14 protein-coding genes are annotated in these 14593 nt (G+C 40.8%); 13 read left to right on the forward strand and 1 reads right to left on the reverse strand.

Annotated elements, in window-relative coordinates; all coding sequences use genetic code 11:
- Positions 1–26: 26 nt before the first annotated feature.
- Complete coding sequence (locus tag HXT34_RS02305; protein WP_415682936.1) at positions 27–1163, reverse strand: ADP-dependent NAD(P)H-hydrate dehydratase; 1137 nt, start codon at positions 1161–1163, stop codon at positions 27–29.
- A 472-nt stretch (positions 1164–1635) separates the two neighbouring features.
- Between HXT34_RS02305 and HXT34_RS02310 the strand changes: the two genes are divergently transcribed.
- The 13 genes from HXT34_RS02310 (at position 1636) to HXT34_RS02370 (ending at position 14587) form a co-directional block, all read left to right on the forward strand.
- Entirely contained in the window at positions 1636–2817 is a 1182-nt protein-coding gene (locus HXT34_RS02310; protein WP_415682937.1) for a metal ABC transporter substrate-binding protein, read from the forward strand.
- A 145-nt stretch (positions 2818–2962) separates the two neighbouring features.
- Positions 2963–3760 (forward strand): metal ABC transporter ATP-binding protein, encoded by a 798-nt coding sequence (locus HXT34_RS02315; RefSeq protein WP_421785303.1) that lies wholly within the window; start codon positions 2963–2965, stop codon positions 3758–3760.
- Positions 3760–4716 (forward strand): metal ABC transporter permease, encoded by a 957-nt coding sequence (locus HXT34_RS02320; RefSeq protein ID WP_415689812.1) that lies wholly within the window; start codon positions 3760–3762, stop codon positions 4714–4716. The genes HXT34_RS02315 and HXT34_RS02320 overlap by 1 nt, the downstream gene beginning before the upstream one ends.
- A complete protein-coding gene (locus HXT34_RS02325) occupies positions 4717–5610 on the forward strand; it encodes a metal ABC transporter permease (RefSeq protein ID WP_004108805.1) in 894 nt (297 codons plus the stop codon).
- 182 nt (positions 5611–5792) lie between these two features.
- Entirely contained in the window at positions 5793–7823 is a 2031-nt protein-coding gene (gene thrS, locus HXT34_RS02330) for a threonine--tRNA ligase (protein WP_421785305.1), read from the forward strand.
- Positions 7824–8063: 240 nt separating this feature from the next.
- Positions 8064–8720, forward strand: coding sequence for a CDP-alcohol phosphatidyltransferase family protein (locus HXT34_RS02335; RefSeq protein WP_415689807.1), 657 nt, complete (start codon positions 8064–8066; stop codon positions 8718–8720).
- A gap of 62 nt (positions 8721–8782) precedes the next feature.
- Positions 8783–9541 carry a YebC/PmpR family DNA-binding transcriptional regulator gene (locus HXT34_RS02340; RefSeq protein ID WP_004106544.1) on the forward strand — a complete coding sequence of 253 codons (759 nt, stop codon included), beginning with the start codon at positions 8783–8785 and terminating at the stop codon, positions 9539–9541.
- Positions 9542–9547: 6 nt separating this feature from the next.
- Positions 9548–10129: a crossover junction endodeoxyribonuclease RuvC gene (gene ruvC, locus HXT34_RS02345; protein ID WP_004106546.1), complete on the forward strand. Its 582-nt coding sequence runs from the start codon at positions 9548–9550 to the stop codon at positions 10127–10129.
- Between the two features lie 87 nt (positions 10130–10216).
- Positions 10217–10846, forward strand: coding sequence for a Holliday junction branch migration protein RuvA (gene ruvA, locus HXT34_RS02350; protein WP_421785308.1), 630 nt, complete (start codon positions 10217–10219; stop codon positions 10844–10846).
- Between the two features lie 94 nt (positions 10847–10940).
- Complete coding sequence (gene ruvB, locus HXT34_RS02355; RefSeq protein ID WP_415689858.1) at positions 10941–11945, forward strand: Holliday junction branch migration DNA helicase RuvB; 1005 nt, start codon at positions 10941–10943, stop codon at positions 11943–11945.
- Positions 11946–12004: 59 nt separating this feature from the next.
- A complete protein-coding gene (yajC, locus tag HXT34_RS02360) occupies positions 12005–12403 on the forward strand; it encodes a preprotein translocase subunit YajC (RefSeq protein WP_415686814.1) in 399 nt (132 codons plus the stop codon).
- A gap of 140 nt (positions 12404–12543) precedes the next feature.
- The gene (locus HXT34_RS02365) at positions 12544–13125 is read left to right on the forward strand and encodes an adenine phosphoribosyltransferase (protein ID WP_415682992.1); all 582 of its coding nucleotides are present in this window, start codon (positions 12544–12546) and stop codon (positions 13123–13125) included.
- A gap of 88 nt (positions 13126–13213) precedes the next feature.
- Positions 13214–14587: a DUF6350 family protein gene (locus tag HXT34_RS02370; RefSeq protein WP_415689803.1), complete on the forward strand. Its 1374-nt coding sequence runs from the start codon at positions 13214–13216 to the stop codon at positions 14585–14587.
- The last annotated feature ends 6 nt before the right edge of the window (positions 14588–14593 follow it).

The raw sequence follows: 14593 nt of genomic DNA on the forward strand, positions 1-14593 counted from the left end.
GCGCATTGCTGATATTATTTTGCGCGCTACTTTATATTAATAAGAATCCCAAGAACATGCGGTAATGCATTTATAATGTCGCTTGCAACAATTGGGTGTTCCAAAGTTAAAGCACGCTTTGATTTCACTATGTCTTGCACTAGTTGAGTGTAATTGTTTCCACCGCTACTGCGTGATGCAAACACTGCGCAAACTCCGTGAATCACAGCTGCGCTCGCTGCAATAAGTGCGTAATTTTTGTTATTCGCGTTGTCGTTATTATTGTCGTTTTCGTTATCTTTTTCGTGCTGAGCCAGCAATGCTCCTAAAATTCCTGCTAGCACATCTCCTGATCCTGCAGTTGCTAGCCAAGATGGAGCGTATTGTGCAATATAAATAGGAGAGTGCATCGATGATGGTGATGCAACTGCTGTTGTTGCGCCTTTAACTAACACAGTTGCTCCAGTAAGATTTGCTGCTTTTTGAGCGTAGTGAGTTGGGTTAGCGGATATTTGTTGTGCGCTTACTTCTAAATCGTATCTAGTAAAAAGCGAGCTTAATTCTCCTGCATGAGGTGTGAGAACTACTTTTTCGCAAACTTGTTTTGGTAGTAAGTCTAATGCTCCAGCATCTACGCATATTGGCGGAAGATTGTTATTTAATTGCGTTTCAGCGTTGTCGTTTTCGTTTTTGTTTTTGTTGTCGTTTTCGTTGGAGTATTTTGCAAGTATGCTAGCAATGTATTTTCTTTGAGATAAAGCCGTTTCGTCGTTACAATGACTTTCGTCTGGTATGCCGCATCCAACTGTTATTGCGTCGATTTTTCCGTTTAATTGTTCGTATGCTACTACCTCAGGTGATGCTTGCAATACTAAGTTTTGTGCGCGAAGAGGACCGGCATAACGAACCATTCCAATATTTGCATGTATTGCAGCACTTGTGCTTAATACTGCTGCTCCTGGATAGTCGTTTGATCCGGTAATTATGCCTAGAACGCCTCTTGAATATTTATTATCGCTTGCATGAGGCGTGCGCAATGCTATGGAAGCAAGATGAATATCTACTGATATTTCATTATTTGCAGAGTTTTTATCGTCAGTGTGCGAACTGTCGGGTTTTGCAACGTAATTCATGCCATCTGTATTGCCAAACATATTATTAAGTGTAATTGCTGTTAAGCACATGCAGAGTTAGCTAAACAAGTGTATTGCTGCCTAAACTTATGTATTGTTTCAATTTGTAAACGTTTTGAAAATATTTGTAATTTTTTTGTTATTCTGCGTGTCGCAAGTGCTATGGCGTGTCGCTGCCAGTTTTGCGTAAAAAATAAACAAAAATGCCTGCTAGATAAATTTGTTCAAACGTTATAATCACATTTATTTTTTCGTTGGCATATTAACGTTTTTTATTGCAAGATAAAGCAGAAAGTAGCACTGTCTTTTTTGAAATTTTGCATTATAACAGATGGAAAATTCGCGAAACGCATTTTTGCAAAAATAATTATATTTTTTCACATTTTTTATTGACCGGCATACATATTTTTCTTATGCTATAAGCGTTATTGCGAATGATTATTTTTTTCATGAATAGCTTTCATGAGTACCTCTCACAATCAACCCATGCAATAACAGTTAAAGATTCCCGAAAGGAACGAGTGTGAAAACTTCACGAATTTTCGCAACTGCAGCTGCGGTTGCATTATTAGCAACTTCTATGGGTGCTTGCGGCTCTGCAAAAAATGCCGAAAATAAAGCGAATGGCAATCAAGTAAATGTAGTGGCAACTACAACTCAAATTTGCGATTACGTAACTCAAATCGCTTCAACTGCTGACGCAAAATCTGGATTGAGCCTCAATAAGACGGATTCTCAGGGCAAGAAGTCTGTAATCGGAGCTCCTCAAGACAAAGCAAAGTCAACAATTAATTTGACCTGCTTGCTTGCGCCAAACGCTTCTGCTCATGAGCATGAAATGACTCCAGCTCAATCTAAAGCTCTTTCTAAGGCTGATTTGATGCTCGTTTCTGGTGTAGATCTCGAGCACTTCTTGGATCAAGCTGTGAAAGCTACCGGTTTTAAGGGCACTATGGGTGTAACTTCCGGTATTCTCACTGCTGACGAAATCAAGGATCCAAAGGCTGAGACTTCTAAGGAAAAGGATCTTCCATACAAGGTTGATCGCGGTATCGCTAAGGTGCATGCTGAAAAGTGGCCATTCCCTCCAGAGGAAGGCGAGAAGGAGCCTGAATTCCAGTACGATCCACATATTTGGACCAGCACGAAGAACACTATGATTCAGGTTAAGAATATCGGTTATTTCCTCGGAAAAGCTCTTCCTAAGAGCAAGTCTATTTTCGATGAGCATGTTGAGAAGTTTGTTAAGTCTTTGACTGATTTGGATGCTTGGGCAACTAAAGCTTTGAATAGTGTGCCACAAAAGCATCGTGTTCTCTTCACTTCTCACGATGCATTCGGTTACTTCTCCCGTGACTACAATGTGAAGTTCATTGGTGCAGCACTTTCTGATTTCAACAGCCAGCAGGATGCTACTGCAGATCATATTCAGAAAGCTGCAGAAGATGTCAAGAAGTCCGGAGCTGTTGCGATTTTCGCTGAGAATTCTAACAATTCCAAGTCGATTAAGGCTGTTGCCTCTGCAGCAGGAGTGAAGGCTGTTATTGGCGACGATGCGCTTTATGGAGATTCGCTTGGACCAGTCGGATCTGCCGGCGAAACTTACATCGGTTCCATCGTTCACAATGTTGAAACATTGGTGAAAGCTTGGAATGGTAATGTTCCTGAACTTCCAGATTCAGTTAAGACTGCATTGAAGAAGTAACTTATAAATAACAGTAAAAAATAACAGTATCGTAACAGTAACTTTAATAGCGAAACTTTAATAGCGAAGTAACGAAGTTACTGTTACGAATACTTATTAATAAACTGAAAAGACTGGAAATATAGTGAATAAGAGCGTCCTTGCAATGAAAAATTGCGACCTGGCATACGGTTATAAAACTGTAGTGACCGGTATTAATGGCAGTGTGCAAGCCGGGGAAGCTTTGGCTTTAATAGGTCCAAATGGTTCTGGAAAAACAACGTTTTTGCAGGCTATTATTGGTATCGTGCGCGTAAGTCGCGGTGAACTGAAAATGCCTAAGGCTTTGTCTATTGGATATGTGCCACAGCAGGTTGATTTGGATTTAACGTTCCCGATTACTGCACGTCAAGTTGTTGCAATGGGCTTAAGTAGGCAGACAGGTTTTCTTGGATTGCTTAAAAAAGATCAGAAAAAAGCTGTTGAGGATGCTCTTAATCATGTTGGTTTATTAAATCGCGCAGATGTGCGATTTGGTGACCTTTCTGGCGGTCAGCGACAGCGCATTCTTCTTGCGCGCGCTATTGTTGCAAAACCAACGCTTATTTTGCTCGACGAACCTTTTAATGGTCTTGATGAACCGAATCGCCGAGAACTTCTTAATATTATGAAATCAGCAAAGCAAGAAGGTATTGCTTTTGTTGTATCTACGCACGATTTAGTTATTGCAGATGCTATTTGTGAAAAAGCACTACTTTTAGCTGGCAAGCAGATTGCTTTTGGTGCGCTTAAAGAAGTAATGACTAAAGAAAATATTACTCGCGCATATGGTGGAAGCATGCCAACAGATTCTGTAGGTCTTACGCTTTCGCAAATGTCTGAAGAGGATTCTAAAGGAAGCTCTTCAGAAGGCTCGAAAGAAGTTTTCAGCGATGGCTTAAAAATCAGTGAAAGGCAAGATTAATGCTTGCCCAATTAGTTGAATCATTAAGAGAAGTTCTGGAACCAATTCCTGGTTTTGATTTTATTGCTTCTGCTCCTTATATTTTTCGCCCGTTCTGCTTACTTATAGTTCTATCTATAGCTAGCGGAATCGTTGGCGTATTTGTGAACTTGAGATGTGCTGAATTTAATGCGGAAGCTATTGTGCATGGCATATTTCCTGGAATTGTTGTAGGTGCTTTATACGGTGGCATAGATCAAATTATTCCTGGTGCTGCAATTTGTTCAGTATTTTTAGTTGCTGCATTAGTGTGGGCTTCTCGTTCAGCTCGCATAAATGAATCGATTATCGCAACTGTTTTAACTACTTTCTTTGCTCTTGGTGTAGTAATTTCACTAAAAAAAGGTGATATGTCAGGTCAGCTTGAGGCGTTGATGTTTGGTAGGCTGCTTGATGTCACTGATGAGCGAATGACTCAAGCAATGTGGATTTGTTTGTTTGCAATTATTGTGCTTTTGGCAACTTGGAAACAGCAGATTATTGTTGCTTTCGATCGAGCAAGTGCTCCATTAATGGGAGTTCATACTCTTTTTGTAGATATTGTTCTTAACGTTGGTATCGCTGCGGTTGTTGTTTCTGCATCTTCAGCTGTTGGTGTTCTTCTTGTGATTGGATACCTTATTATTCCAGGAGCTAGTGCTCGCTTGGTGTCTAGAACAGTTGGACGCATGGTTGCAGTTGGTATTTTTGTTGGTATTGCTGGAGTTGTTCTTGGTATGTACGTTATGAATTTGGAGCTTGATCATCCTATTTCTCCTCAAGCTGCAATTGCATTAAGCATGTGTGCAATGTTCGTAGTTGTGCTTATTGTGCGCTGGCTGTTCCAAGTTATTTCATCTATAGTTTTTGCGCATAAAACTCATACAAGCGGTAGCGATATGAAAGTTTTAGCAAAATCTTATAAAGGTAGGGAATAGATGGTAAGTATTTGGCAAATTATCGCTCTACCTATAGTTGAAGCAATTGTTGTAGGTGCTCTATGCGGTTTTGTTGGCTCTCTTGCGCTTCTTAACCAGCGAATATTCTTTACTGAATCTATTACTCATGCTGCTTTTCCTGGAGCAGTATTAGGTGTAGTTTTAACTTCTGCTTATACAATAGATCAAAATATTTTGTCTCTTGGGCTTTTTGTCGGTGCTGCTGTTGCGTGCGTTGTACTTTCCTTAGTAATGTATGCACTTTCGCATCTTAAGGGCATTTCTTCGCAAGCTGCAGCTGGCATTACTTTAACTGTCGGCTTTGCTAGTGGATACTTTTTAAATAAGTGGTTTGCGCCATTGCCATTGCGTATTGAGGGATTTTTAACTGGATCATTGCTTAATTGCACTCCTGCAGACGTGATTTCAGCCTCTGTTGCTTTCTTGCTTGTTTTGGGATTATGGATTTTTAATTCTGCTAATCTTGTGCATTGCTCGTTTGATCCGATTAATTACCGTGCTGCAGGTGGAAGATCAGGTTTTATACAAGGCATGGTTCTTGCTTTGATTATTATTACTGTTTCCGTCATTATTCCAGCAGTTGGTACAGTTGTTTCAGTATCTCTTATTGCTGCTCCTGCTGCAGCATTAAAGGGAAGAATTGCTTCTATAAATAAATTTGTGCTTGCATGTGTAATTACTGCTGTTTCGATTGCTTTAATTGGACTAGCTTTAGCTGTAATACTGAAGCTTTCTGCAGGCGGTACTATTGCTATTTGCGCTGGAGCTTTCTTCTTAATAGTCAAGATTGGTGAAAGTATTTTTATAAAAATTAATGATTTTTCATCGAGATTGCATGCAAGGCGAGAAAAAGTAGCCGAAAACGCTATCTAGCAAAAGAGTTTTAAAAGTCGCTCTGTTGTCCTAAAATGTCAACGAATTGCGCGTGAAAAATGCGCGCGATTGACGTCGTTTTTGCGCGTTTTGTTGATTGTTTAATCGCGTAAGTTTATCGACGCCACACAAGTCCAGGTCTGCACATTAGTAACGCAAGACCCCGATAGAAAAGGACAATTATGGCTGAAAATACCATCTCCATCACCGTAAACGAGGAACGCAAGGAGGTGGATGCAAGCTTCACTGGCGTTGAACTTTTCGCGGAAGATAAAAATATTATTGCCGTGCGTTTAAATGGCGAGTTGCGTGATTTGTACACGCCTCTTCATGACGGCGATACCGTGGAATCAGTAGCACTTGATAGTGAAGATGGCATCGCAATCATGCGTCATTCCGCTACTCACGTGATGGCTCAAGCTGTTCAAGAGATTCGACCAGACGCAAAGTTGGGCGTAGGTCCTGTAATTAAAGACGGCTTCTACTACGATTTCGATGTTGATACTCCATTTACGCCAGACGATTTGAAGCAAATCGAAAAGCATATGCAGCGCATTATTAAAGAGTCTCAAAGCTTCCGTCGTCGCGTTGTAACTGAAGATGAAGCGCGCGCTGAAGAAGCAAATCAACCTTATAAGTTGGAGTTGATTGGGGATAAGGAAGCTGCTCTTGATCCGGCTGCTGCTGGCGAAATTAGCAAGCATGAGCTTAGCATGTACGACAATTTGGATCGCGAAGGCAATAAAGTTTGGAGCGATTTGTGCCGTGGACCTCATTTGCCAAACACTCGCTATATTAAGGCTTTTAAGCTTGAGCGTGTAGCTGCAGCTTACTGGCGTGGTTCGGAGCATAATCCTATGCTTCAGCGCATTTACGGCACTGCTTGGCCTAGCAAGGAAGAGCTTAAAGCTTACACAACTCGCATGGAAGAGGCCGCTAAGCGCGATCACCGCAAGCTCGGTCAAGAGATGGATTTGTTCTCATTCCCAGATGAGATTGGTCCAGGCTTAGCAGTGTTCCATCCAAAGGGTGCTGCGATTATTAACGCGATGGAAGATTATTCCCGCGAACAGCATCGCAAGCATCACTACAGCTTCGTACAAACTCCGCACATTACTAAGGGCGGCTTGTATGAAACTTCCGGCCACTTGCAGTGGTACAAGGATGGCATGTATCCTCCAATGAAGCTTGACGAAGAGCGCGACGAAAACGGTAACGTAACTCGCCAAGGCGCTGACTACTACTTGAAGCCAATGAATTGCCCAATGCATAACTTGATTTTCAAGTCTCGCCAGCGTTCTTATCGCGAACTTCCTTTGCGCTTGTTTGAGTTTGGTACTGTGTATCGCTACGAAAAGTCTGGCGTTGTTCATGGCTTAACTCGTGTGCGCGGCTTGACTCAGGATGATTCGCACATTTATTGCACTCGCGAGCAAATGCGCGATGAGTTGAAGAGCTTGCTTAACTTTGTGCTTGGTCTTCTTAAAGACTTCGGTTTGAACGACTTCTACTTGGAGCTTTCCACTAAGGATGAGCATAAGTTCGTCGGTTCTGACGAGATTTGGGAAGAAGCAACTAATACTTTGGCAGAGGTTGCTAAAGATTCTGGTTTGGAACTCGTGGACGATCCAGGTGGAGCTGCATTCTACGGCCCGAAGATTTCCGTGCAAGCTCGCGATGCAATCGGCCGCACTTGGCAGGTTTCTACTATTCAGCTCGACTTCAACTTGCCTGAGCGTTTTAAGCTGGAGTATATTGCGGCTGACGGTAGCCACCAGCGTCCTGTGATGATTCACCGTGCACTCTTCGGCTCTATTGAGCGTTTCTTCGCTATTTTGCTTGAGCATTATGCAGGCGCATTCCCAGCATGGTTGGCTCCAGTTCAAGTAACTGGCGTTCCTGTTGCAGACGAGTTCGCTCCACACTTGCAAAAGTTCATTAGCGATTTGGAAGAGAACATGGTTCGTTGCGAAATGGACAGCTCTGACGATCGCTTCGGCAAGAAGATTCGTAACGCTTCTAAGTCTAAGGTGCCTTTCACTTTGATTGCCGGCGAAGAGGATGTGAACAACAATGCTGTGAGCTTCCGCTTCCGCGATGGTAGCCAATTGAATGGTGTTCCAGTTGAGCAAGCTAAAGAGTGGATTTTGTCCATTATTAAGCAGCGCGTTCAGGTGAATACTGCAGAAGATTTCGAGCGCTACACTAAGTAGCTTAAGTTAGGTAACTTAAACGCTAACGTAAGTTTCTGTGTAATGAATCTTAACTATAAAAGCCCGCACTTCTTAATGTTGTGCGGGCTTTTTTATATCTAAATCGCTACACCGTTATTTTTTCAGTTTTCCAGCTGAGTTAGTAACGGTGTTTGTATCTTCTTACAGTCGCGCGGTTACTATAAGAATGTTGATTGAGCACAAGTTTTACTTGCGATTACGCTAGGAAGGTTGCATTCAATGTTGGAATCATTACGCAGTGGGTTTAAGCGCATTATTTCTCCAATTGCAAAATTGCTAGTCAGATTAGGCGTAAGTGCTAATTGTGTAACAATTGTTGGCACAATAGCTGTAGTTATTATTGCTTTTGTTACTGCTTTTACTAAACAGTTTGTTGTTGGCACTATATTTTTAACTATTTTTGTGCTTGCAGACAGTTTAGATGGTTCTGTTGCTGCTTTGACAACAGGTGGTACTAAATTTGGTGCATTTCTTGACTCAACTCTCGATCGCATTGCAGACTGGTCATTGTTTTCCTCGGTATGCATTTGTTTGTATAACTCTCACGAAAAAGATATGTGCACTTGGATTTCAACTTTGAATGGCAATGCAATAAAGTATGTAGGATTATTAAGCTGTTTAGTTGCTCTTATGGCAGCTTTCGTAACTTCATACACTCGCGCTCGCGGTCAGTCAATAAATGTAGATCCTAAAAAAGGTTTAATAACTCGTGCAGATAGAGTTGCTGTGATTCTTGTTGCTATGGGGCTTGTTGGTCTTACAAATCAACTTTTTTGGTTGAGTTTTGCTATGATTTTGCTTGCTATTGGCGGTATTATTACAGTTTTCCAGCGTATTTTTGAAGTAAAGCATGGGCTTGATATAAAAGATAAATAAAATTTGTCGCGAAAGCGCAATAAAATCGTTTCGTTTGATTAACTGTACGTTTTAGGAGTATCATGTCAGGTCATTCCAAGTGGGCGACTACAAAGCACAAGAAGGCCGCTATCGACGCAAAGCGTGGCAAGCTTTTTGCCAAGCTTATTAAGAACATTGAAATTGCTGCACGTTTGGGTGGTGGCGATCCTGATGGTAACCCTACGCTGTACGATGCCATCGTTAAAGCTAAGAAGGCTTCCATGCCTGCTGACAACATCAAGCGCGCTGTAAAGCGTGGTTCTGGTGAAGAAGCTGGCGGCGCAAACTATGAAGAGATTGTTTACGAAGGTTACGCTCCTGCAGGTGTTGGATTGATTATTGAATGCCTTACTGATAACCGCAATCGTGCTGCTGCTGATGTGCGTTCAACTCTTACTAAGGGCAACGGTTCTTTGGCAACAAGCGGTTCTGTGAGCTTCAACTTCGAACGTAAAGGTTTGATTGAAGTTCCATCCGAAGGTGTTGACTACGATAAGCTTTTCGAAGTTGCAGCTGAAGCTGGAGCTGAAGATGTTGCTGATGACGGCGATGTTTATTCTGTTTACACCAATTCCAGTGATTTGGTAACTGTGCGTAAGGCTTTGCAGGAAGCTGGTTTCGACTATGATTCTGCAGATATCATTATGCATCCAAATAATGAGGTTGAATTAAGCTTCGAAGATGCTCAAAAGGTTTCTCGCTTAATTGATAATCTCGATGACTTGGACGATGTTCAGAATATCTACAGCAACTGGACCGCTTCAGATGAAGTTATGGCTCAGCTTGAGGAAGATGAATAATCTCCTATGATGATTTTGGGCGTTGACCCCGGGCTTACTCGCTGCGGGGTCGGCGTGATTGAAGCCGGCGTATCTCGTCGGCTTTCTTTTATTCACGTCGATGTGTTGAGGTCTGAGCCTGATCTTTCGCAAGATTTGCGACTTTTAAAGATTTATAACGGATTAGTTGAAAAAATTGAGCGTTTTTCGCCTGATACTGTGTCTATTGAACGTGTTTTTGCGCAAGAAAATCGAAATACTGTTCTTGGCACTGCACAGGTTGCTGGTATTGCAATGCTTGCTGCAGCTCAGCGCAATATTCCTGTTGCTTTACACACTCCTACTGAAGTTAAACTTGCTGTAGCTGGAAACGGAAAAGCTCAAAAACCTCAAGTAGAGCGCATGGTAGCGCGACTACTTGGTCTTAATGTTTTGCCTACTCCTGCTGATGCTGCCGACGCTTTAGCTCAAGCTATTTGTCATGCTCTTCGTCCTTCTGGTGCTTTACAAGGTGGCGAGCGCGAGCAGCATCTAACTGCTGCGCAGAAACAGTGGGCTTTAGCTCAAGCTCAGGCGCGTAAATCTTCTTCTGTCGTTCGAGACATGTAGGATATCAATAGAACAGATGTTCTATTATAATTGTATTTGACTTTATGTGCTTTAAGCTATGAGTTTTTGTTAGGTGGGAGTGAGCTTATGATTGGAATGCTTGTTGGGCAAGTTGCGTCAATTGATGCTCGTTCTGCTCTTATTGTTGTTTCTGGAGTTGGCTACGAAACTTATATGCCTTCTCAAGATTTGTCTTCTTTGCATGAAGGGCAGGAAGTTCGCGTTTATACGTCGCTTCAAGTTTCGCAAGATGCTTTAACTCTTTATGGTTTTACAATTCAAGCTGCTAAACGAATGTTTTTGCAAGTGCAAAAAGTTAGTGGAATTGGTCCTAAAGTTGCTCTTTCTATGCTTTCAACTTTGAATGTTGATCGTCTTTTACAAGCTATTTCTGAGGGAGATGTAACTTCTCTTTCTTCTGCGCCTGGTTTAGGGAAAAAGGGTGCGCAGAAGATTATTTTGGAATTGAAGGGTTCTCTTGATCCTTCAATACTGGCAGATAGTTCTAATGATTCGGCTCAATCTAATAAGCAGATTGTTGATTCTAGCGTGCAATGCGTAATAGAGGGTCTTGTTTCATTGGGTTGGAGACAAGTTGATGCTCAAAGAGCAGTTGAGCAAGTTTGTGCAGATAATAATATTTCTACTCCTATATCTGATGCAGATTTGCCCAATGTTTTACGAATGGCATTAGCTTCACTTGATAGGGGTAGGTAATCATGTTTGTAAAGAATCTAGTATTGGGGGAGTTGAAGTGAGTGAAGAGTATACTTCTGCGCTAAATACTGGTGTTGCTGAAGAATCCTTGCGCATGGTTTCTTCAACGCCTTTAGGAAATGAGCAACTCAGTGATGAGGAGCTTCGTCCTCACGCATTAGAAGGTTTTATCGGTCAACCAGTTTTAAAAGCGCAATTGCAACTGTTTTTAGATGCTGCTAAAAAGCGTGATGTTGCGCCTGACCATATGTTATTGGCTGGCCCTCCTGGATTAGGAAAAACTACATTAGCAATGATTGTTGCTAATGAATTGCAAGTTCCTATTCGAATTACTTCAGGTCCTGCTATCCAGCATGCTGGAGATTTAGCTTCTATACTAAGCGCACTTGACGCAGGTGAAGTGTTGTTTATTGACGAAATTCATCGTTTGCCTCGTGCTGCAGAAGAGTTGCTTTATATTGCTATGGAAGATTTTCGCGTTGACGTCATGGTTGGTAAAGGTCCTGGTGCCTCATCAATACCGCTAACTCTTCCTCGTTTTACTGTAGTTGGAGCTACCACTAGGGAAGGAATGTTGCCTTCTCCATTGCGCGCTCGTTTTGGTTTTACTGCTCATCTTGATTTTTATCCTCACGAAGAGCTTGAAAAACTTATTGAGCGATCTGCTAAAGTCTTAGGGATTTGTCTTGTCGATCAAGCTGCTAAAGAACTATCATTGCGCTCTCGTGGCACTCCTCGTATAGCGAATCGTTTGTTAAGACGTGTCAGAGATTGGGCTATTGTGCATGATTTGTCAGAAGTAAATCAAGATGCTGTTGTTGAAGCTTTAGCATTGTATCAAATTGATACGCAAGGTCTTGATCGACTTGATATTGCAGTTTTGAAGGCTATGGTTTGTCAGTTTAACGGTGGACCGGTTGGTCTTAATAATCTAGCTGCAATGGTTGGTGAAGAATCTGAAACTGTTGAAACAGTGTGTGAACCATATTTAGTGCGTGAAGGATTCTTAATTCGCACTCCTAAAGGTCGTGTTGCAACTAGTAAAGCTTGGAAACATTTGGGCTTTAAAGAGCCTAGTAATGTCAGTGAGCTAGCTTAAAATAATTAACTTGGGCGGCATTTCGACCGTCTTAGGGTTGGATACTTAAGGAGTTTACTTTGCCTCAATTTTTCCAGCAGTATGGCATGCTTATTATTCTCGTTGTAGCAATGGTTTGCATGATGATGTTCCAAACTCGCAATGCTAAGAAGCGTCAAGCTGAAATGCGTTCATTCCATGAATCTTTGGAACCAGGCACTGAAATTATTACAATCGGCGGTATTATCGGAAAGATTGTAAGCGTAGATACTCAATATGAAGAGATTGTTATCGATTCAGAAGGTAGCTTGATGCGAGTATCTTTCCGCGCTGTAAACAGATTGTATGTGCGTCCAGCATTTATTAGCGATGAAGAAGCAGAAGCTGCACAAGCTGAAGAAGCTAAGCAAGATGATGCAAATAAATCTGTAAACGAAAATAACGAGCCAGTATCAGAATCTGCAGAATCTGAAAAGTAATAACTTTTATCTCATAAATTTATAATTTAATACTTAAGTCGTGATGTGTGAGTCAGCACATGTCTCACGCATCACGCGAATATGTGACATTCTTTCCATATTCCAATAACAAGTCTTGTGAAGAAAAGAACGTTAGGATTATGACAGCAACGGATATTACAGTGAAAACGTTGAAAACAGTAAGCAACGATGATGCCGCTTATCTTGCTTCTTTGATTCGTACCGTTCCAGGATTCCCAAATCCTAGTATTATATTCCGTGATTTTCTTCCTATATTTTCAAATGAGCGCTCTTCGCGAATTCTTATTGATTCTTTGATTGAGGCATTGCCTGTGCCGGCTGATTCAATTGATTTGATTGCTGGGCTTGAAGCTCGAGGTTTTCTTTTTGGACCATTATTGGCATCTAGGTTAGGCAAAGGTTTTCTTGCTATTCGTAAAGCTGGTAAGCTACCTCCTCCAGTTATTACTGAGTCATACATGCTTGAGTATGGTCAGGCAAGTATTGAAATTGAAAGCGATGCTATTAAGCCAGGTCAACGTGTGCTTATTGTTGACGATCTTATTGCAACTGGAGGCACTGCAAAAGCTGCCGCAAATATTGTCAAGCGCGCTCAGGGAATAGTTGCAGGTTTTAGTTTTGTTATTGAACTTACTGGTATTAGTGGAATGAGTGAATTATGCGATTATCCTTGCAGCAGTTTAATTACTATGCCAGCTTAAAAGTTTATTATTATCGCTTATTATTAAAGTAATATCCTATTTAAAGCAATATATTGGTTTTGCACCTAAAAGATTGAAAGGAAAAGGCATGGTTGAAAAGCTTAAGTCATCCTTAATAAACATGTCTAAAGGTGTAATAACTCCTGTTATTGTTATTTTTATTTTTTCTCTTACAATAGGTCTTTTCTTATCTCTCACACTTCTTGTGGTTTCTATCGAAGAAGGAACAGGTAATCTTTCTGAATCTGCAATGTCTATGACTTGGGCTGTGTTTATGTTTGCTCAAGGTGTGGGTCTTACTTTTGGAAATTGCATTCTTACGATTATTCCTTTAGGTCTTACTTTTCTGCTTATTTCAACGCTTGTATGCTTAATTCGTCGTATTAAAGGTGGGAATATAGCGTATTTTACTGGGCTTGTAGTCTGGGCTGCTATTAATGCTATACTTTCTCAAAATACGCATGTTACTTTACTTGATTCTACTTTTATTGTTGCTTGTAAATCTTCTTGTGTTTATTTAATTTCTCTACTTATAGCGGTTTTCCCAAGCAGCTCACTGTTTGTATCTGCTAAGCAGCGTTATAAGCAAATCTGTCCTGAGTATATTCAAAAAAATATTCGTATTACTAAGCGAACTGCGGTAATTTTATTCGGTTTATATGCTTTTGTTGCGTTAATAACTGTTGTGGTTTGGGCTTGCACAAATTTTGGTTATGTTAATTCATATTTCAATAAGCTAGGCATGCAAAATGGTTCGCGTATTCTTACAACTATTGCTTGCTTAGTTTGGCTGCCGAATGTTGCTATTTGGGCATTATCTTGGATTTGTGGATCTGGATTTAATATTGGATCTGTTGCACAATTTACTTTAACAGTTTCTCAGCGTAAATCTTTGCCGCCTATTCCGGTTTTTGGAATATTTCCTGATGCTGTTATTGACGTTGTGCATCGCACTGTTTTTTACTATATAGTTCCAACTTTATGCTTTATTGTAATGCTTGTAACTTTATTGCATAAAAGCGGCTGTGGCTTGCGTTTAAAAAATATTATTGACAAAACCGAGCGTGAGTCTTTTATGTTGAACGTTATAGAAGCTGCAACTGATAGTGTTGGCGTATCCGCTTTAATTACAATTATGTGGACTGTTGTTTTCTCAATAGCAAATGGTTCATTAGGTGAATGTCGACTTTCTTATATTGGAGTTGACATTATTGAAAGTACTAGAGCTGTTGGCCATCTTACACTATATGCTTCTGCTGTAGCATTAGTTATTTCAATTTTTAGTATTCTACTTATTTGTGGTGCGAGATATTGCTTAAATCTTATTGCTGCTAATAAGTCGAATAAGCCTGTAAAATCTGCAAAATTAATCGAAAATAAGACTAGTAATAAAAATAATCAACCTTTGCCTTTGAAAAAAGCCGCTCCTAGGACGGTTTCATCGAAGGCTAAAAGAAAATAATTCCTC

The sequence above is a fragment of the Gardnerella sp. DNF00983 genome (genome assembly GCF_049244265.1).
GTDB classification, from domain to species: Bacteria; Actinomycetota; Actinomycetes; order Actinomycetales; family Bifidobacteriaceae; genus Bifidobacterium; species Bifidobacterium vaginale_J.